This is a genomic window from Fervidicella metallireducens AeB, assembly GCF_000601455.1.
Classification (GTDB): Bacteria; Bacillota; Clostridia; order Clostridiales; family Caloramatoraceae; genus Fervidicella; species Fervidicella metallireducens.
The window spans coordinates 11,562-31,108 of sequence record NZ_AZQP01000024.1; the positions used below are offsets into that span (position 1 = coordinate 11,562).

A 19,547-nucleotide genomic window follows, 5' to 3' on the forward strand; every position below is an offset into this window, starting at 1 on the left:
CCTTATGGTATAACAAAGACTTGATTAGGATAAATCAAATTAGCATTTTTGATTTTATCTCTGTTCGCATCAAATATTTTTGTGTATTGGCTGCCGTTACCATAATACTTTTTAGCAATCCCCCATAATGTATCTCCTCTTACAACCGTATGAGTTCTTGGTTTTGGTGGGTCTGCTGGTCTTTGTGGTACTGGCTGAGCTACTGGCTTCGGTTGCTGCACCTTTGGCTTTTGAATTATTACCCTCTTAGTTTTATACTCTCTATATTCTTTTAATGACAAGGTGTAATAATACTCTCCCTCTTCCCCAAACTTTTGACTATGCTTAAAATTTGTAATACTGCAGAGCATATTAATATCAGTTTTATCCCCTGTAACTACAAACCTCACAGGCTTTTTTTCATTCAAAAGCTTGTACATCATATTCACATAATCAATAGCCAGCTTTGGTCTTTCTACTACCCTGAAGGAATACTCCTTGTCCGTAAATAAGCTTTTTATTTCAACCTCAATAAGCTTTCTATTGCCTATCTGGGTTACATCTCCAATTGCAACTATCTCATAATCTTTACTATTTACCGAGGCTGAAAAGGTCAAATCTTCAAAAGGATTTACAGGAAGCTGCTCACCATTAATAAAAGTCTTTATCATGCTATAACAACCTCCTCAATTCCTGAAAGACCAACTTCAATATCTGTTTCAGTTTCCTCATACAGATTACGCTTAATGGTCTCCCAATCTTCACCCTTCTTAATATCATTTTTAATATTAACTCCGCCCTGGTAGTTAAGATAATAAATATTAGTGTCCTTGTTAGATGCAGCCATTAAAAGTTCTTTATCTTGCTTTGAAAGCTTAGCTTCAGTATCTTCATATACCACAGTAGCATAGGCATCAATTGCCTCAAACTGCTTTAATGCCTCAACCTCTGCTATATCTCTAAGATACTGAAGGCTTTGATTAGAGAGGTCAACCTCTTGTCCAATCTTACCAGTATTATCTTTTATCTTATCTGCATCATTTGCAATTCCTGATATGTCCTTTGGATCATAAGGTTTCATCCTTAAAGCTTCATCCTTGGCTTTGTTTCCAAGCAAATCATCAATATTAGGTATGCTGAATTTATCATCTATTTTATCACCAAAGTTATATCCAGCTTTGTAAGCGTCACCGTATTCAATACGCTTTAATCCAAGGCTTTCAACACTCAAGTCAAGCTCATCCATTACATTTTGGTAGTTCTCATTCGGTGCATACTCTTTTACAGCTGAGTCTGCTAAATCCTTTAAGCCTGATCGCCACCCTGCAACGGTATCAGCCATATTTGAACCAAATATAAAGTCCATTGCTGAAGCTATCTTTTGAAGCGTAGCAAGCACACCATCAGCCATACCTTGGAATAAATAAATGATTGAGGATACTGGATTTGTAAACACATTCCCAATAAAATTTGCTATTTTTATAAAAGGATTAACAAAACCATTAATTACTCCTAGCACTAGCTCAAATACTCCAAGGAATAAATCCCAAAGGAAAGCTCCAAGAGTAGCAAAAACTCCTGTTATAATTCCAGTAGCTGATATGCTCGACCCTGTAACCTTATTAATTGCTGCCACCACTAAATAAAACACAGTAATTAAAGCTATTACTGCAATTATGATCCATGTAATAGGTGATGCTAACATAGCACTATTTAATGCCCATTGTGCCACCGTTAAACCATTAGTTGCAGCTGTTTCCGCTATAGTTGACCCTGTTTTCACAGCCATTGCAATAGCTTGTGCTGTCTGTATTCCTGTATTTATACCCTGAATAATACTATTTGTTATTATGGCAGCATTATAAGCAAGGACAGCTGCTACAATACCCCAAAAGATAGGAGCTATAAGTGACCAGTTATTTGAGAAAAAATTATATATATCTGTTGCCACTCCAAGAAGAAAAATCAAACCATCTATAACAAAGCCTATTCCTATTCCTAAGCCGTTTACAAAGGCTTGACCATCTACGGTATTAAGCCAAGCTATAAGCTCCTGTACCTTTAAAATAACAGTATTTAAAGCTGCACCTGGCTGAGATAAGTCATCCATAAGCTCACTTGCTTGGTTTCCTATGATTGTCATACCTTGTGCAAAGGTCATAGGCATTTTATTAAATTCAGTATCTATGGCTTTACTTTGGTTCATGATTGCTGTGACAACAGCATCTGCAGTAAGCTTTCCCTCTTCAGCCATAGCCCTTAGTTCTCCCTTGGAAACTCCAAACTCTTTAGCCATCATTTCAGCGAGTACAGAGGCATTTTCCATTACAGAGTTAAATTCATCTCCTCTTAATACTCCTGAAGCAAGACCTTGAGATAACTGCCTTATTGAGAACTTTGCTTCATCTGCACTTGCACCTGAAACTACAAAACCTTTATTTAAAGTTTCAGCAAATTGTAAAGCTAAATCATTGTTGCCTTTAAAGAAGTCCTGTCTTCCCATTGTAGCAATTAAAGTGGCTGTATCTGCATAACTTGAGCGAGTATCATTTGCAACCTTTAGCACCTGAGCTTCCAGCTGCTCTTGAGTCCTAAGTCCATCATTTATTAAATTAAGTCTGGCATCTGCATTGGTTCTTTCATCTGCTTTGCTCATCAGGCTTTCAATAGTGTTCCATGTTCTTTGCATTAATTCAAGCCCTTGATTAGCAACGATTATGGCTTTGCTTAAACCGCCAAAACCACCTGACATTCTTTTAGGCTTGTCTTCATCAATATCATCAAGTCTTTTTTTAGTTTTCTTTAGTGCATCATTTGAAGAATTAACACTATCCTCTAGCTTTTCAAAATCATCACCAAGGTTTTGAGGCTCGTCTCCATCAATTTTATCAAGCTCCCTGTTCATTTTATCCAAGGCATCATTTGAAGAATTTATACTGCCCTCAAGCTCTTCAATACCACTTGTAAGGTTATGAGGTTCATTATCCTCAATCCTATTTAAATCAAGGCTCATCTCCTCTAAAGCTTGGCTTGAATCAGCAACACTATCTTTTAATTCTTCAAAGTTATTTGCGAGATTTTGAGGTTCACTGCCTCCCATTCTATCAAGAATTCTATTAAGGACTTGGTTTATTTTATCCAGTGACATATTTGAGGTATTAATACTAGACCTTAACACCTCAAAGCCATTGGAAAGGTTCTGAGGTGCTTCAACTCCTATGCCTTGAAGGTCACGAGTGATTTCACTTAATGCTGCATCTGCACTGTTGATACTGCTTCTTGCTAAATCAAAGGCACTGCTCAAATCAGAGTTCATACCTTCGCTATTAGCCATTTCTAAAGCATCAATCATCCTATCAATAGCATCAATACTTTTTTCAATAGGGCTTGTAAACCTATCTATAAGCTTCAGTGTACTTGATATAGCTGACACACCTCTTCACCTCCTCTTTCTTCTATTTCTTGCCCTAGCCTGTTGTATCTTTTCCTGCCTTATCTTTTCATCAATATAGGCAAAAATAACCGCTTTTTCTTTCAGCGGTAGATCAATCCATTCATGAGGAAAGCGACCCTTATCGTCAAAGATATAAAATCCATAGACGGTTTCGGCATCACCTTCCTTTAGGAGTTTTTTGCTTCTTCCTTGTACTCCTCAAAACGGTCTGCATCATATCCGTTCATCTCTTGGACAACTTCAAGCAGATAACCAAACTCTCCTGGTAGGAGCATTTCTGCTAAAAGCTCTGCATCTCCTACAACCCCATAACTTTTCTGAAGCTCTGCATCCTTTAAATCAGGATAAACTACAGCTGCAGCACATAGCCTCTGCAGATAAAGATTTCTGTTGAAATTAGTGGTTTGTCTACCCTTAAAGGTAGAAGTAGTAGTACATGAATTTCTTATTTTGCTGTTGATATCTTCTGAAACAGCCTTTATTTCCCACTCTATAGGCTTTCCGTTCTCAACGAACCTCTTACTTATAGCAACCTTCTTATTTTCTGGTGTAACTGAATTTTGCTTTAAAAATGCACTTAATGACATTTGTTATTCCTCCTATTATTTAAATTTTTCAAGTATTTCTACACCCTCAAAGGTGAATGGTAGTTCCTGCTCTAATATTCCATCATCACTATCAAGGCTTGCAATTAAGATTTCATCAAAATTACAATGAGTCAAGACCTTTGTTTCTCTTCCATAAGTTGTAGATGGATCTTCATTAGTTACCTGAAGATTAAAATAAACATCAATGCCCTCATTTATATATTTCAGGAATGTCTCTTTAAACATACTTGTAATTTCAGCAATGGTAAGAGTTCCTTCTCCTTGTATAGAAGTAGTTTTATGTCCAACCATTCGGCTTCCTAAAGTTCTTACTTCCTCTTTATTCTTGGTAAGAGTAGCCTCTATTTTCTTTGCATAAAATAACTCATGGTTTTGTCCATTCATTGTAATAAATGCTTTACCAGTTTTACTGGATATTGAGTCTGAACCATAAAATTCAGCCATTTAAATCCCTCCTATCCTTCAACTACAATAGTGTTATAGATTACGTCCATTGTATCTACTGGACGAACCACATAATCAACCACTATTGAGTCAATTAATGTTCCTTGATTTACGGTTATATCTTCTGGAACAACATCTCTTATTACCCCTTGAGCCTGTAAGGTTCTAAAATATGTCAATATCTCAGCTTTGAATAAATCTCTACCTTCCTTGTTATTTTGAGTTTTACCTATAAAGCTCAATGTACCTCTTGTGAAGATTTCAGTTCCAATGCTGTCCAAAATTCTTATAATCTTGTTTTTACTGAAAGAGTAAGGTTTCTTATCAGTAAAGGTAACAAGAGAATTTATGTCCTTCTGAATTACTACTTTATTACTTCCTACTGATGTAGGTATAAATACCATTTGACCAGTCTTTGCTAATTGCTCCTGTTGCGATAGTGTATATCTCTCATCAACATCAACAGCACCTTTATATGGTGCATTTGTTAAGCTTTCAGTAAGCGGTGTTGCAGCTGTAGCTCCTGCTATATATGCAGTAGCTTTGACCTTGTCTACATGAACTCCACCTTCTAGATAAACTCCATTCTTTACAGATATTACTCCTTCAAAGTCACCTGCCGAGGTATCAGGCACAACAACTTGTATATATCTGCCTTCATCATTTCTTAACCTGTTAGCAAAAGCTATAAATAAATTCTTAATATCAACGGCATCTGTAGTACAAGCAACTGCATTAAATTCTTGGGTTTCCATAGCACTTAAAAAGCTTACATAGTTGCTGTTTGTAACAATACCATCAGCTCCATTAATGAGTGCTACACCCGCATTGATAACCAATGATCCATCTCCTGAACTTGTAAAGTCAATCCAATCATTGCCCTTAAGTTCACTCGAATTGCTTACCTTTTGTCTTTCTAGTTCTTCAGTATCAAGCCATGTAACCACATAAAACTTGCCTGTTTCTCCTAGTACATTTTCAATAGAAACCTTTAATCTATTACCAAAGGTTCCAGTATATTTTGCAGTACATTTTAAATTACCAAGCTGAGCAGTTGCCTTTGTACCACTATTAAGCCTGTACAAAAGCACTTTTGAAGCATTCTTCATTGTTTCCTGTAGTGTTAGTGCATAATCACCATAATCAGCTATATATGAAGCTGCATCCTCTGGGTATACTTCTATAAGTTCACCTGCAGGCAGCCATGGAAGAGTTATTGGTAGTCCAACAATTCCTCTTGTGCCTCCTGAAGATGGCTTTGCTCCTTTTCCTTTAAAGTTTGTATAAACTCCAGGCAGTATTTTGTTTTGTGCTGTCCAATTTCCACCAGCCATACTACTTCACCTCCATCTTTGTAAAGTCCTTTACAAGCTTTTGTACTTCCTTCTCTGTATAAAGCTTGTCAGGTTCTAATAAAACTGTAAGTATGTCCTTATCCGTACCCTTTGAAGCACGAATTAATTCTTTCCCTTTGAATTTAGGCTCATCCATTATTCAACGCCCTCCTTATTAACTGAAATATTGTTAATCATAGGTGAATTATCAACCTTAACTACAAAGCTTTCAAAGCTGCATATATCGTGAAGCACCTCATCAACTACTTGTCTTTCATGACTAAATAGCCTTATCCTTATGCCTTCATACTCAACATTCTGCAGTTCAAAAGCTAGGTTGCAAAATACCTTATTAAACTCTTCATTTAGCTCCTTAGCCTTTTTAGGCACAAAATAAGCAATATCAATTTTACCTGTGATTTTGTACCTTTCTCCTAAATGCTTGTTTATTATCGGCTCTCCTGCAAACCCAATTAAAAAGCAACGATCAGGAAGCTCTTCAGGTACAAACTCTGAAAATATATCAAGCTCAGGATAAAGCTTGTATAAACCATTAGAAACCCCTGCAAGAATTGAATTTAATATATCCATTTACTTTAAAGCCTCCTGTATCTTCTTTGAAATTCTCTTAGCTGCTGCTTCAAGCTCCTTATTAGCTTTTGCTTCACTGTCTGTAAGTACAAACCTTCCCTTAACAAAAGGACTTTTAAGCTTTATAAATATTCCCCATTTACCAGCGTGTTTGCCCTTTGTTATTTCTCTTGCTCTTTGTCCATACTTCTCTGCACCAGGAGTCAATTCTATAAATACAAATCTGCCTGGCTTTTGTCTGTGTCCAAATTCAAAGTAGCTTGCATAATCTGTAGGATTAAAGACCTCCGCTGATACTCCATCTGCAGTAGTTATTACTCCACTCCTATCCCATGTATTTTTCAATGTAGGAGAGTCAGGGCTATCCCCTGCAGGAGTATTTTTTACTACCCTTGCAAGGTGCCTGTCTGTAATTCTATTGACTTCTTCCTTAGCAAGTTCCTCTGCATAGGCTTTGGCTTCCTCAAGATTATTTTTAAGCTGTTTTAAACCCTTGGTATCAATCTTTATCATGTTCTCTCATCCTCAGACATTGGTATTTCTGCATGAGAAATATATTTAAAAGGCTTACCTGCCCAAAGTGTAAAGGATTGTCCTACAGAAGTAATAACTTCTATCTTGTCCCCTGGTATGATATCTATCTCAGGAGCACAAAACAAAGTATAACTGCCCTTAACTTCTCCATGAGATGAGCCGAAGCTTGTTTCTCTGCCACTGTTTCGTGACAAAGCACATTTAACATCTTCAGCTATGACAATCTCAGACTGCTTGGTCTGTTTGGTCTTTGGGTCTTTAAAACTATTATCTTTCCTGAAGATTTTACATTTATCAAAATAAGTGCTTTCAATAGCCTGTCTTTCATTCATCTTGAAACCACCACCATAAACCTTTTTATTTGTTCATCAAAATAACTTAATCCTGTTTTAGCGGATGCTTCATAGGAAATAGTGGTATCCCCTCTTTTTATTGAGGATACCACTGCTTCACCTTCATTTAATGAGCTCTTATGAATTGCTAAGGATAAGTCAACCCAAAGCCAAAAGGCTTTCTCAGGCACTTCCCTTCGCTTTGTTTTGGAAGTAAAATATTCCTCTGCTCTTGATACAAGATCACCTATATCATTTGCAGACAGTTCAGGGAGTTTTGTACTAACTTTTTCAATTACCCTGTTTCTTAGTACATCCATATTACTCACCAGTTTCTTGATTAATGCCCTTTAATATTAGTGCAATTACTTCATCCTTCTTTGCACCTTCAGGAATAACAATTCCCTTTTCTTCGCAAATTTCCTTAAGCTTCTCTACTGACTTTTTCTTTAACTCAGCCTCTGTAAGCGGCTCATCAGGAGAAGGCTGCTCTTCTATAACCTCATAACCCTTTTCTCTGAACCACTCTATAGCCCTTTCATTGTCAGTTTGTGCAGTTCCTTCTCTGAACTGCACCCCTGCACTTATGCCGTTATATTTACTGTTAGGTGCTTTAATAACCGCCATCTAAATCAGCTCCTATCCTACTTTTATTTTTCTAAGTGCAGCAATACCTCTTGTAGCTTTAACTGCAATGGCTGCTACCATTTCAACTTCTCCAGTTTTAACTGCTCCTGGTTGATTAAAGTCTGGGAGATATGTTTTTATTACATCACTTCCCTGTGGTGTAACCGCATGAACATTATCAAGTGCAAATCTAACCCCATAAATGCTTGTGGTCTTGTCTGTAGGGTCTATTCCTATTATAGGATTAGAAGTACCAGGCTTATCCCCTAAAGCAAGTAAAGGAATACCTGCATATTTTGTAACTGGTCTTCCAAATGCATCTACATCACTGGTTGAAAAGTATCCGCTTCTTCTTGCAATACCATTCATAATGGCAAGTAGCTTTCTATTCATAAAAAGAGCATCTGGTGTTCCGTTCATATCTGCAAGCATATCATCAAGTGCGTCCATGAAGGCATTTGCATTTGCAGTTATATTGGCAGAACTAGAAAGATCTATCGGATTAACTGTATTCTTCTCTGTAGAGCTTCCTGTTACTGCCTTGTCAATTCCATCAAAAGCATTGGCATTTGTACCACTATCACCATTTATAAAGGCATCTGCAAATAGAGCCTTTGTTGCTTCTATTTTCTGTTGTAATTGAAAGGACACTTGGTTAGTAATCCCTTTAACATCATTCTGAATAACTCTGTCAATCTTGAAAGACCCACCAAATACCTTAAGGTTTACTGTAAACTGTTCAGTATCTGACTCTTGTGCAACATACTCACTATTAATTGCTCTAAAATCAGCTGTTGGCAATGTCTTTAACCTGTTATAAACATAAGATAAAGTTGAGCCACCATTTAATGCTACACAATCATCAAAGATCATCATTTCAAAAAGTCCATCTTTTCTAAACTCATTAATGATTTGAGCTGTGAGCTTATTCTGTGTTAGTTTTTGTGCTTGTGCTAATGTAACTGGCATATACCATCATCCTCCTATTATTTAAATAATCCTAATGCAGATGCCACAGCATCCTCAAAAGTTCCAGTTTGTACTGTTTGGTTTCCGTTTCCACCTTGTGGAGTGTAACCATTATCCTTAAATCTCTTATCAACGCCTTCCTGAACTAGCTTTGAAAGCAATTCCTTAAATTCCTTTGCGTTTTTAGTAATAGCCTCTTCATCTTCACCTGTTATAAACTTTGAAGCAGCTTCAGGCACTTCAAGCTCAGCAAGCTTTGTTCTGGTGAAATTCGCAAGCTCCTGCTGTTTGATTTTCTGTTCCAGTTCAGCTGCTCTTGCATTAGCCTCTTCTAAAAGCTTTTGCTTTTTCTCATCCTCTGAAAGCTTTGCAAGTTCTTCAGCTTTCTTAGCTGCTTCATCAGCCTGCTTCTTAGCTTCCTTTGCCCATTCCTTTTTCATTTTCTCAATATCAGCTACAGTAAAAGTCTTTGTTGTTTCTGTAGTTGTTTCAGCAGGCTTTGTTTCTACCTCTGGTTTTTGAGTTGTATCAGTTTTCGTTTCAGTTCCTGTAGTTACAGTTGTTTCTTTACCATCCATCTTCGTATCCTCCTTAAATTTTGGTAATATAAAAAACACCCTTTTAAAGGTGTTTTAAACAAATTTTAATGCAATATAAAAAGCCCCTAAATGGAGCTTTAATCTAATCTGTATATGGACAGCTTTCACAAGCTTTTTCTATTTGTTCCTGAGTGTACCCATCTATTTCTTTTACTGCTTCCCTCTTTATGAGCTTACAGGAAACACTAAAAATATCTTGGCATAAACCTGCAGCTATTTCCTTTTTTAATAGCTTGCACTTAATTAAATTATTTTCTGACATATTTATTTACCACCTCCATGATTAAATCTGATCCTTCATCAAAATCAGCTTTGCTCCATCCAGTAATCATATTTTTATTGGAATTTAATATAGTTGCAACGCCCTTATTTGAATAAAATGTAGTCCTGGTTCCCTTAAATTGAGAGAAGGCTACAATAGAATTTTTTATATAATCCGCTGAATCTTCAGTACCAAAATTACGCTCAATCATTCTATCAAGTGCGTGTTTATCATATCCCTCTATTTTAACTGGCTTAGGCTTTATTGCAATTCCTATTCTTTTATCAACAAGTCCCTTTTCTCTTAATACTTGAATTTCCTTGTTTATATCATAATATGCCCTGTCGCTTTCAGGATATTTTCTTTTATACTTCGCAAACTCCTTTAAGTCTTTCCATCCATCACTATCAGTATATTTCAATTTTTGGAAATCTTCAAGAGACTTAGGCATTTCTTTTCCTAACAAGTCCTTGTACTTCTTAAATTGAGCATTATCTCCATAAATATGCTTAAGCATTGTTTCCTGAAGTTCTGCTTCTGGATTACCCTTGACATACTTCTTATACCAGTCCTCATATTTCATATTAGCAGGTACTTTATAAACCTCTCCATCATGTCCCCTTGCAACTCTTGTTTCATCTTCGTCAAATTCCTCATCAGGAATATAAGGAACTGTGGTGGAACGGCAATGTGGATGCATAGGGTTCATGTTTACTCCAACCTTAGCTTTGTCCACATCAAATACTTTTAAATCAAGGCTCCTGCATATTTCAGAGGTTCTAAGGTCAAGCACTGCCAAAAATTGATACTGCTTTGTCCCATTCTCATTATATGCCCTAAGTCTTGCTTGTCCAGTAACATAGTTGCACTCTGTACGGATAAGCCTTCTAGCATTATAGGTACTTGTATTCATTTCCTTTTCAAGGTCTTGTCTCATTTCTTTAGCTGAACGACCTGTAATCATTCCAGTGGTAATAATTCTATTAACTCGCCTAGCAAGTGAAGCTCTTTGATTATCCCATATCCTCTCGGAGTAATTTTTTCCGCTCCAATTGGTACTGACTGCTGCAAGTATTTGATGAGTGCTTATTCTTTGAAAACTTGAACCAACACCTGTAAACTGCTGATAATCAAATATTTCTTTGTAGTATGTTTCTTCAAAAGCCTTTGTTAAAGTATCTGTTGTTATTTCATCATACTTAAAATAAAGCTCTGATAAAATAGTATTCAGCTGTAGCTTTAAAAATTCTTCTCTGCTTATACTTCTTGCATAGTTTAATTTATCAAGCAAGGCTTTAGTTTCAGGATCGTCCATATACTTTTCTACAAGGGCATAATAGTCTTCTATGGTTCTATCTAATAGCTTTGGATCGTTAAGAGCTGCCTTTGCCTCTTTAATGGTTATAACATTATCTTCAGCATACTTTTGATAAAACTCATTTATTTTATCAGTCATCTTCTTGGTAGCCCTCTTAAACCACCTAGTTATTAAGTCAGCCTGTCTTAATGCATATCTATCAGCCTTTTTAATGTTTTGGACACCCCTGTCCAACCAATACTCACTATTGCTCTTAGCCATTCATTAATACACCACCTCTGGCGGTGTACCGTTATTTTCTGATTTAGCTCTTTCCTCATTGAACCTGTCCAATTCTTCCTGGGCATCTTCAACCTCTGGAAATAGCTCAATTATGGTCTTTTGAGATAGTATGTCCCTTAGATTATTCATCATTTGAGAAATCTCAAATAAGTTAGCAATTTGTGACCTGTCAAATGTTACCTTAACACTTTTCCAATCATACTTTGTCCCCTTTAAAGTATTGATGTACTCTGTCATTAGCTTAAGCTTCTTGCGTTCAGCTGATTTCCAGTATTTCTCCTTCTCAGCTGACAGTTCCTCAATACCAAAGAGTTTGTACTTTATGGCAACCCCTGAAAGATTACCACTAAAGGTTTCATCAGTAAGGTTTGGAACTTGGGACAAAAAGAATATGTCCTTGTATATTCTATTTTTAAAGTTTTCGGTGGCTGTATCATTAATGTCCTTAATTAAAAACTTGGCATCTCCGCCTTCAGGAAAATATAATGTCCTTCTCTGCTTCATGCCTTTAGTCTGCTTTTGCCTCACAGTACCATCATTAGACTCTTCCTCTTCTACAATATCATCTACACCAAAAACAGTAAGGTATGCATCAGTAAAATAATCCAAGTCATTCATTGTATCAGACTGAGCACGATCATAGGCATCAATAAGGCTCTTAACATCTTCAAAGTCACCTTTTCTTTCTTCATTGTTTCTGCGGATAATTATTGGAACATCACTCATCAGGTGAGATCTTCTTGCTATCTCTTCCCACACTTCATTGCTGCCTTTTTTAGCAAGCCTGAAGGTAATAATTTCTTTATTTGTGTAAACTTCGGCATATTTATTAACAGTACCATCTATACGGTTTTCACTGTATAACCTTATAGCCATAATTAAAAATTTACCTATACTGCTTGCATAGATAGGGATTATTTCATCTGCCTTAAAGTATTGAGTTTTGAACTTTCCTTCTTCATTGATATATAAAAGTTCATAGGAAACACCATTGATACTCATCTCTTTAGCTTCCTCAAAGTTTCTTGAGTCACTATAGTTATCGGAGAGTATTTCGTCAATAGTATCCTTGTACTCCTTATCCTCGGTTTCATATTTTACACCACGTCCCATAAAATAAGCTGTAGCAATATTTGAAATGTACTTAGCAAAGGAATGTACCAGCTTATTATTGGGTAAACTGTCATCTGCAAGCACCCTGTTTCTAATATCGTTACCGCTTAAGTAATATCTGCTTAAGGTCTCAAACCTTTTAAACTCCTTTTCATAGGCATTAATACAATATTCTATGAGTAGAGAATTTACTGGTGTATCGTCTGGAAGTTCTATCGTAATTGGTTTAATATCTTCTAACCTCATATTCCAAGCCCCCTGCGTTTTTTAATAATCATACGTTTCTTAGGTGAAGCTGCAAGTGACCTACAGCCTTCCAACGCATCTGGTGCGTCATCATGATCTGCCATAGGGAAATATTTTAATTGTTCTAAAAGCCTCTTATGCTGCTTATTAAATTTGATATATTTATTTTTTATGTCAGGCTGTAATGTTTGAATTCTCATAACCTTATCAGAGGTTTGTCTTACTTCCTCAATGGGTAAATACACTCTCCTTCTAGCACTTTCCTTTGCCAGCTGCTCTTTTAAAAACCACTGAAACTGGTTAGTTTCAGCACCAAACTTATAATAGTTTTTCTCAAAGGTTTTGCTGAGCCATATAGCCTTTTGAATAATGTCATTGATTATAGTATCAGGATGCCTTCTCTCAACATCTGCATCAACTACATACATATAACCAGTATCCGTATCCAGAGCCATTGTAATAATAGCTGAAAAGTCCGAGTTCTTGGACTTTCCAAGTGATGGGTCAACAAATCCATAAAACTTAAAATTCTTTGCTGAAAAGTCCATCTCATGAGGATTAAAATAATCAAACCATTCCTCATTAAATAAACAGTCATCAGGATTTATTGGTTCATTCTGCTCTTCAGAGTTGAATGAGGCTTCTCCTTCAGAAACTCTCATTTTCATAAGATCATAGTAAGAAAGCTTGTCTTCCCATAAAACCTGAGTACCTTGCAGCATTTCCTCTTTATGGTCATTAAAAAATTTTAATGCATCCACATCCCTCTGCTCATTATCAAGGTCTGTAAATATTTCCTCCCACCTTTGCCATAATGGAGAGGATGAAAAGCTTAATACTGCCTTATATTTAATGCTCTTATAATCAGGGTTTTTCATTACTTTTGCTAGAAGTCCATCATAGTGCAGCATTGTTCCGATATAAACAAAATCAGTGTAGCCATCTCCACACTTTGAAACTGCTTTATAATACCAGTTTTCAAGTTTCTGACGTTGCTCCACCGTTCTAACAAGCTCATCATTTTCTATATCATCAAGGACAATTAAATCAGGTCTCCACTGCTTGTGCTTAAGACCTCTCATCTTTTGCCCTGAACCTTTAGCTTGTACTTTTATCTTTGTTTTAGTAAGTATAACATCTTCACGCCATAGTCTTCCTACCAGGCTTCCAAAATCCTCAATGATAGCCTCATTCTCCTCAAGCTCTTCTTTTATAGCCTGAAGAAAACCCGCTGCCTGGTCAAAGGTATCTGAGATAATAACAATATAGTGTTTGTACTCATACAGTACAGCATGAAGGTTATCTTTGAATGTAAGATTAGTGGACTTTGCGTGTCCACGGGGTGCAGCTACAGCCCTTTTACACCCCTGTTTTCTGTTTATGATCTTTGCGTTTTTAGCACTATCAGGTATTATTCCCTTTAGTACACCTTCCTCCCATATCTTATCAAGCTCTTTATGGAACTCTGGTGAAGGCTTATTAAAATAATGTGAAAGATAAGCTCTGCCAAAATAAGCTAAGTCAAAAGCTCCAAGTTTTCTTCTTATTCCATCTGCACCTGTAAGCTTTGCTCCTTTTCTGTATTCATTCAGGAGCTTAACTCTATAGGGATTATTGTCTATAGTTAAATGCTTTTCTGTAAGGTATCTAAGCTCATCCAAGTCAGTATTAGAAACTTCTTCAGCTTTTTCCTTGGCTGCATTTAAAGCCTCATTTAACATTGCTATACTTTGCTTTTTTATTTTGTTCAATTTCCTCACCTCCACCCCTAAAAATAAAACGCTCTAAAATCGCCTTATTTTGATTTTAAAGCTAAGATATACAAACATATTACTTTGATATTTTAAACGTTCTTTAATGCCTTTAAAACGAATTTAAACACATATAAAAATATAATGTAGATATATCTTTTGATTAACTATATTAATGTCACATCTTCGATAAATATTTCATCTGGAATACTGCCTCTGTCATATTCAACATAGGCAATTGTTTTACCAACAAACATTTTAGTTTTACAGTCGATTATTTTGGCTAATGCAATTACTTTACCTTTTCTTATCTGCATAGACGGTGTATGTTTATAGCTTACCATCACACCTACCTTTATTTCTTTATCCATGATTTTTTTATTCCTCCCAATCTTCTGCAAAAATATCCCCAATAAAAAACACCCTCAAAAGGGCATGCTACGCCACTCAGATAATTAAAAACTATCCGATTGGTTTATTCTTTATGTGGCATATCAGTTAAGATGGGGGACGTATCAACCCCATCTCTTCCGATACACTTTGAGGGGGAACTAAAAATGTATTAAATATATGTTAAAGCCAATGGCTTAACATAACAGTTTATAGCTTTTTTATTACATTTACTGAAAGGACTATTTCTTTCCACTGCCCCATAAGTTCAAAACCAATAGTAGCCCTTTTCTGTCTTTTATCTACTGAAATAATTCTTCCTTCATGACCTTTTAATGCTCCTGATATTACTACAACCTTATTATCTTCCTGTATCTGAATATCAGAAGGTAAAAGTGCCTTTCCATCATTTGAAAGCCATCTGATGTATGTTTCTTCATTTTCCTTTAAAGCTTCAGGTTCTTCTGCACCTAAAAATCTAATAATACCTGGTATGGCTTTTACTGAGTAATAATTTTCTGCTGTAAGCTCTACCTCAATAAAAACATAACCAGTAATTATAATTCTCTCTACTTGATGCCATGTACCGCCTCGCCTTTCAAGTCTTATTTCCTTTGGTACATATGCTCTAAAACCTCTATTTAACAAGCATTTTAATACATCCTCTTCCTTCATACTTTGGACGTGTAATACATATAATTTCACCTATTACACTCCTTCCGTACGCTTGGAATCTAGGAACTTACTAACCTCACGATAAAGTTCTGGACGTTCCTTTGCCATAGATTCAAATACAAGAACCTTAACTGACTCAAGACCTGTATCAAAGATTTCCTTATTCTTAATATCTGTATGACTTTTATATGAAGCTGCTCTTACTAAGCTGCTTGCCTCTCTAATAAGTTTTAGAGGGTCTATGTCCTTCCATTGCTCTTCCTTTGTGTTTTGTATTGCTTCAATTACATGGTGAGATAAAAGCCTTATAATACCCTCTGTAGTATCCAGCTGTGGATATCTGCTTATTTCTTCCATTATGACTCTAAAGTTTTCTTGAGCCATTCTTAATGTTTCTACTGTTGCATTTAAATTTGTGGCGTGCCTCCATACTGAAGTTACTGAAATATCAAAGCCATGGCTTTTAATATAATCAGCTATTTCAGCATAGGTAAAATTGGTCTGCATCATTTGTTCAACTGTATCTTTAAGATTAGTGGGTAGTTTATCAATTTTTGAATGCTTGCGGTTTCTTTTGTTTTTACCCATACTTACACCTTCACCGCTGGATCATTAATGTAGTATAAAGCTAAATCAATTCCCTTCTTAGTAAGAGTTACTTCGCAGGCATCATAATCAGCACTATCCACTTCGACACATCTCTTTGTAGCAATATTCCTTACTTTGATGTATTCAGCTCTTTCTAAGTAAATAAGCGATTGCTCAAACTCACCTTCATCTATTTCAGATAACGCACTCTGAGCTATGCTTAATTTAATCCATTTACCTTTTAATACATTTATGGTTCTTATAATCCTACCGTTGTTATCAGCAAACTCTCCAGCTTCAATTCGCCTTTTAATCTCTGTCTTATTATCCACCTGTTATTTCCCCCTCTCTATAATCAGGTCTAAAATTCTCTCAATCTTGTTATCAATTTTAGCCATTTCTTTGAAAAAGTCATTTTTATGAATGTAATTAATTTGAACATCTTTAAGGTCTGATGAAACATCATCAAGCTTTTCTCTAATTTCATTTTGAAACTTCGTTGATTCCTCTTTAATATTTTTTTCTAGTCTTTCAACAGAAGCTTGTGTTGCATAATTTTCTTTTATATATTCAATCTGCTTTTCACATTCATCTGCTTTAGCTATTGTTCGCTTTAAAAAGTATCCTATAATCCCCACTACAGTTGGAACTATAAGAGATAATCCTTCTTTTAATAATCCCTCCATGACCCACTCTCCCCATAATATAAATAAAAAGGTATAGTTTTCCTGTTTTCTATAGGATAACTATACCTTTTTATTTAAATATTGAAAAATGAAGCACTTCAAAAAATTTTTTCAATAACTTGTCACTCTATTTCAAATAGAGTTATCTGTTCTCCTTCCTTTACAGCTAATTCTTCTGTAATTATTGTTCTTATAGCTCTTTCCGTAAGATTAAATTTCTTTGATAATTCCAAGTAATTATTGCCATTAAACATCTCAACTATTTTTTTGTTTCTTACATTTTTTGTTAAAGTATCTTCCTTTTGTATATACACATTATTGCCACCAAAATTACATACTAATTTTTTGTAATTTTCAAATCCTATAAGTTCTGCAATGTCTTTTTGATTAGGTGGTAAATCGTTTATTTCTATACCATCTAGCAATTATCCCTCACCTTCTTAACTTTACACTCAGCGGATGCTACATATCTTTTAAGCTGCTCTATAAGGAAACTTCCCTGTTCAAAGCTAATCCATACAAACGGCTTTTTAACATCTGCTTGAATGTTAAGTATTTTTTTAATTGCTCCTACCATTCTTTCTCCTGCTGTGGCACTGCTTCCTCTTGAGTCAAGTTCTATAAGCTCATATATAAGCTTCCATGCCTTTGTTTGTTGTGCTTTTGTCATCATACCTGCAACAGTTTCATCTTTTACCTTTTCTTTAGGTTTAGGAGCTTTGTTGTCTCGGTATATCTTCATCTTTTCCATAAGTGCCTTCTCAACCTTCCTAAACTCAGCTTCAGTTAAAGATTTGATGGAGTCTTTTTTAGTTATTGAATATACCAAACAGTGAAGCTCATCATCCTTATCACCTGATTTTAATATTCCAATAGCACTTCCAAGTGCATAAATTCTTTTAATCTGCTCTTTTGATATAGCCTTTGACATCAAAGTCCCTCCCCTACCTTATTTTTTAAAAATTAGTAGATATCATTCTTCACCTACTTCTATCGTTATTTTAGGTGTTTCTTCAACTACTACTGCACCATTTATAAGCTCTAAAGCTTCAGCAATATCTTTATCAGTAGCCTTTTTATTGGCTTGCATAAGCCTCATAAAGTTTTCCCATATAGCTGCCTCTGATATAAAATAAGCATATTCTTCCGCTGTCTTTTCATCAAACCCTGCAATTGCTATAAGGTTCTTTTTATCCGTATCATACTTAATTCCTCTAACCTTTTTAGCAATTGCCTTTTTTGTAATATCATCAACAGGTAACTGAGCAATAACTTCTGCTACTGTAAGCCTTGTATAATTATTGAGCCATAATCCTGTAAGCATTCTTGTAGCTGGAGCTGATAGCTTGTACTTTATTTCCTCTGTTACTACATCCTTATAAGCTTCACCAAATATAGCTTTTAAGTATGTAGGATACACCATCTTTAAAGATTCTGCCATCGTAGCAATAACTTTATTTGAACCTGTCCCCCTATAAGTTACAGACTTAAACTTTGTATTTCTCAAATCTTCATCACTTAACTTTAAGAAAAATCCTTCAATTTCACTTTTCTCAGCATTAAGCTTTTCTATGCTTTTCTTTATTTCTGCGAGCCTATCCGCTTTTTCAACAATTTCTTTAAGCACCATACTTCTCCTCCACCGCCTTTAAAAGTTTTCCAGCACACTCTGGACATATTTCAATTCCCATAATATTTTTTACTCCTTGTATACTTTTACAGAACTTACATATTGGAGTGTGCTTCTTAATTACTATTTCTCCATTTCTACTTTCAATATCAACCGCCATACCGGCATCAAGACCAACATCTTCTCTTAAGTCCTTTGGTATGGTTATTCCATTTTTACTTGTTAATTTCTTGTGCTTTAACACAATACCATCTCCTCTCTTTTATCTCACTCTGCATTTACAAGGGCTTGTGACCTTCCATGGCTGCATTAAGGTATGTGGTAATTGGCTTACCACTATCTAATCTCTATAAGTTCAATGCTTTCATTCTCTTTTATAAGATGTCTTTTTAATGAACTAAATGAAGTCCACCAAGGTTCATACCAAGAATACTTGCCACCATAGTCTTCTTCAAATTCTTTCCTTTCTTTTTTAGGCAACTTATTTAGAGCTTTTCTATCTTTAGCTGAAATAAGAGATTTTTCCCTTTTTCTAAAAAATCTTCTACGTTCTTCACACTCTTCCAATAACCACTTACCTTTGAACTCTCCATTTACGTAAACTGAGATAACATTTTTAAAAGTATTCATTCTTTCTAAATGTAAATTTATTTTGTATCCATCAACATTCAGCACTACTTGCGTATATAAACTTTGTAGAGCATTTTCAACCTGTAACCATTCTTCTTTGTTCATGATATAACCACCTTCCTTATTTACCTCACTCTGCATTTACCAGGGCTTGTGACCTGCTTATGGCTGCATTAAGGCAAAAGGAGCTGCTGCTCCTATGCTGTTATTGTTTTATATACTTTAAAGCTTCAGTTAAATCCCTAACTCCCATCAAGTAACCTTTATCTTTACCTATCCTCAAGCCTTCCTGCTTCCCCATCTGATATCTATTAACTTGTGTTTCCTGTGCTATCCAGTATCCAATGGCTATAAGCATTATGAAGAGAGGCAGTATTAAAATTTCTCCTCCAAAAGAGCCATCTCTCTGCATAAATACATTGACTCCCATAAATAAAAACATTCCTGAAAATATACCCACTATAAAAGCAACCAGTATTTTAAAACCTTTAACCATCTTTCCTTC

28 protein-coding genes are annotated in these 19,547 nt (G+C 35.6%); all 28 read right to left on the reverse strand.

The features are described 5' to 3' along the window. Positions 1-2: 2 nt before the first annotated feature. The 28 genes from Q428_RS08310 to Q428_RS08440 all read right to left on the reverse strand — a co-directional run bounded on the left by Q428_RS08310 (position 3) and on the right by Q428_RS08440 (position 19,538). Positions 3-650: a LysM peptidoglycan-binding domain-containing protein gene (locus Q428_RS08310; RefSeq protein WP_035379965.1), complete on the reverse strand. Its 648-nt coding sequence runs from the start codon at positions 648-650 to the stop codon at positions 3-5. Further along, entirely contained in the window at positions 647-3,412 is a 2,766-nt protein-coding gene (locus Q428_RS08315) for a tape measure protein (protein ID WP_035379967.1), read from the reverse strand. Before Q428_RS08315 ends, Q428_RS08310 begins: the two co-directional genes overlap by 4 nt. A 188-nt stretch (positions 3,413-3,600) precedes the next feature. Continuing rightward, entirely contained in the window at positions 3,601-4,020 is a 420-nt protein-coding gene (locus Q428_RS08320; protein ID WP_035379969.1) for a phage tail assembly chaperone, read from the reverse strand. 15 nt (positions 4,021-4,035) lie between these two features. Next, positions 4,036-4,485, reverse strand: coding sequence for a phage tail tube protein (locus tag Q428_RS08325; protein WP_035379971.1), 450 nt, complete (start codon positions 4,483-4,485; stop codon positions 4,036-4,038). Between the two features lie 11 nt (positions 4,486-4,496). Then, entirely contained in the window at positions 4,497-5,819 is a 1,323-nt protein-coding gene (locus Q428_RS08330) for a phage tail sheath family protein (protein WP_035379973.1), read from the reverse strand. 1 nt (position 5,820) lies between these two features. Then, positions 5,821-5,976: a hypothetical protein gene (locus Q428_RS15405; protein WP_161633610.1), complete on the reverse strand. Its 156-nt coding sequence runs from the start codon at positions 5,974-5,976 to the stop codon at positions 5,821-5,823. Beyond that, positions 5,976-6,410 carry a phage tail terminator family protein gene (locus tag Q428_RS08335; protein ID WP_035379975.1) on the reverse strand — a complete coding sequence of 145 codons (435 nt, stop codon included), beginning with the start codon at positions 6,408-6,410 and terminating at the stop codon, positions 5,976-5,978. The genes Q428_RS15405 and Q428_RS08335 overlap by 1 nt, the downstream gene beginning before the upstream one ends. Continuing rightward, entirely contained in the window at positions 6,411-6,923 is a 513-nt protein-coding gene (locus Q428_RS08340; RefSeq protein ID WP_035379976.1) for an HK97 gp10 family phage protein, read from the reverse strand. Then, positions 6,920-7,276, reverse strand: a complete 357-nt coding sequence (locus Q428_RS08345; protein WP_035379977.1) for a hypothetical protein — start codon at positions 7,274-7,276, stop codon at positions 6,920-6,922. The genes Q428_RS08340 and Q428_RS08345 overlap by 4 nt, the downstream gene beginning before the upstream one ends. Further along, complete coding sequence (locus Q428_RS08350) at positions 7,273-7,596, reverse strand: hypothetical protein (RefSeq protein ID WP_035379978.1); 324 nt, start codon at positions 7,594-7,596, stop codon at positions 7,273-7,275. The genes Q428_RS08345 and Q428_RS08350 overlap by 4 nt, the downstream gene beginning before the upstream one ends. A 1-nt stretch (position 7,597) precedes the next feature. Next, positions 7,598-7,903, reverse strand: coding sequence for a Rho termination factor N-terminal domain-containing protein (locus Q428_RS08355; RefSeq protein WP_035379980.1), 306 nt, complete (start codon positions 7,901-7,903; stop codon positions 7,598-7,600). Between the two features lie 12 nt (positions 7,904-7,915). Further along, positions 7,916-8,872 (reverse strand): major capsid protein, encoded by a 957-nt coding sequence (locus Q428_RS08360; RefSeq protein WP_035379981.1) that lies wholly within the window; start codon positions 8,870-8,872, stop codon positions 7,916-7,918. A gap of 17 nt (positions 8,873-8,889) precedes the next feature. Continuing rightward, positions 8,890-9,450, reverse strand: coding sequence for a DUF4355 domain-containing protein (locus Q428_RS08365; RefSeq protein WP_035379982.1), 561 nt, complete (start codon positions 9,448-9,450; stop codon positions 8,890-8,892). A gap of 103 nt (positions 9,451-9,553) precedes the next feature. After that, entirely contained in the window at positions 9,554-9,733 is a 180-nt protein-coding gene (locus Q428_RS08370) for a hypothetical protein (protein ID WP_035379984.1), read from the reverse strand. After that, positions 9,720-11,312, reverse strand: a complete 1,593-nt coding sequence (locus tag Q428_RS14520; protein ID WP_051515060.1) for a minor capsid protein — start codon at positions 11,310-11,312, stop codon at positions 9,720-9,722. The genes Q428_RS08370 and Q428_RS14520 overlap by 14 nt, the downstream gene beginning before the upstream one ends. Before the next feature lie 3 nt (positions 11,313-11,315). After that, on the reverse strand, positions 11,316-12,692 hold the full coding sequence (locus Q428_RS08380) for a phage portal protein (protein ID WP_035379985.1): 1,377 nt from the start codon (positions 12,690-12,692) through the stop codon (positions 11,316-11,318). Next, positions 12,689-14,443: a phage terminase large subunit gene (terL, locus tag Q428_RS08385; protein WP_035379986.1), complete on the reverse strand. Its 1,755-nt coding sequence runs from the start codon at positions 14,441-14,443 to the stop codon at positions 12,689-12,691. The genes Q428_RS08380 and terL overlap by 4 nt, the downstream gene beginning before the upstream one ends. Positions 14,444-14,610: 167 nt before the next feature. Then, positions 14,611-14,814, reverse strand: a complete 204-nt coding sequence (locus Q428_RS08390) for a hypothetical protein (protein ID WP_035379989.1) — start codon at positions 14,812-14,814, stop codon at positions 14,611-14,613. Between the two features lie 229 nt (positions 14,815-15,043). Next, positions 15,044-15,538 (reverse strand): antiterminator LoaP, encoded by a 495-nt coding sequence (gene loaP, locus Q428_RS08395; RefSeq protein ID WP_051515061.1) that lies wholly within the window; start codon positions 15,536-15,538, stop codon positions 15,044-15,046. 3 nt (positions 15,539-15,541) lie between these two features. Next, a complete protein-coding gene (locus Q428_RS08400) occupies positions 15,542-16,096 on the reverse strand; it encodes a phage protein Gp27 family protein (protein WP_035379990.1) in 555 nt (184 codons plus the stop codon). Positions 16,097-16,098: 2 nt separating this feature from the next. Continuing rightward, complete coding sequence (locus Q428_RS08405; protein WP_051515062.1) at positions 16,099-16,428, reverse strand: hypothetical protein; 330 nt, start codon at positions 16,426-16,428, stop codon at positions 16,099-16,101. Between the two features lie 3 nt (positions 16,429-16,431). Then, on the reverse strand, positions 16,432-16,782 hold the full coding sequence (locus Q428_RS08410; protein WP_035379991.1) for a hypothetical protein: 351 nt from the start codon (positions 16,780-16,782) through the stop codon (positions 16,432-16,434). Positions 16,783-16,904: 122 nt separating this feature from the next. Then, positions 16,905-17,207 carry a Mor transcription activator family protein gene (locus Q428_RS08415; RefSeq protein WP_035379993.1) on the reverse strand — a complete coding sequence of 101 codons (303 nt, stop codon included), beginning with the start codon at positions 17,205-17,207 and terminating at the stop codon, positions 16,905-16,907. Next, positions 17,201-17,713 carry a phage protein GemA/Gp16 family protein gene (locus Q428_RS08420; protein WP_035379995.1) on the reverse strand — a complete coding sequence of 171 codons (513 nt, stop codon included), beginning with the start codon at positions 17,711-17,713 and terminating at the stop codon, positions 17,201-17,203. The genes Q428_RS08415 and Q428_RS08420 overlap by 7 nt, the downstream gene beginning before the upstream one ends. A 42-nt stretch (positions 17,714-17,755) precedes the next feature. Beyond that, on the reverse strand, positions 17,756-18,412 hold the full coding sequence (locus Q428_RS08425; protein WP_035379997.1) for a hypothetical protein: 657 nt from the start codon (positions 18,410-18,412) through the stop codon (positions 17,756-17,758). After that, a complete protein-coding gene (locus Q428_RS08430; RefSeq protein ID WP_035379999.1) occupies positions 18,402-18,656 on the reverse strand; it encodes an AbrB/MazE/SpoVT family DNA-binding domain-containing protein in 255 nt (84 codons plus the stop codon). Before Q428_RS08430 ends, Q428_RS08425 begins: the two co-directional genes overlap by 11 nt. A gap of 92 nt (positions 18,657-18,748) precedes the next feature. Next, a complete protein-coding gene (locus tag Q428_RS08435; RefSeq protein ID WP_035380000.1) occupies positions 18,749-19,147 on the reverse strand; it encodes a hypothetical protein in 399 nt (132 codons plus the stop codon). Positions 19,148-19,247: 100 nt separating this feature from the next. Then, positions 19,248-19,538, reverse strand: a complete 291-nt coding sequence (locus tag Q428_RS08440) for a hypothetical protein (protein WP_035380001.1) — start codon at positions 19,536-19,538, stop codon at positions 19,248-19,250. Between the last annotated feature and the right edge of the window lie 9 nt (positions 19,539-19,547).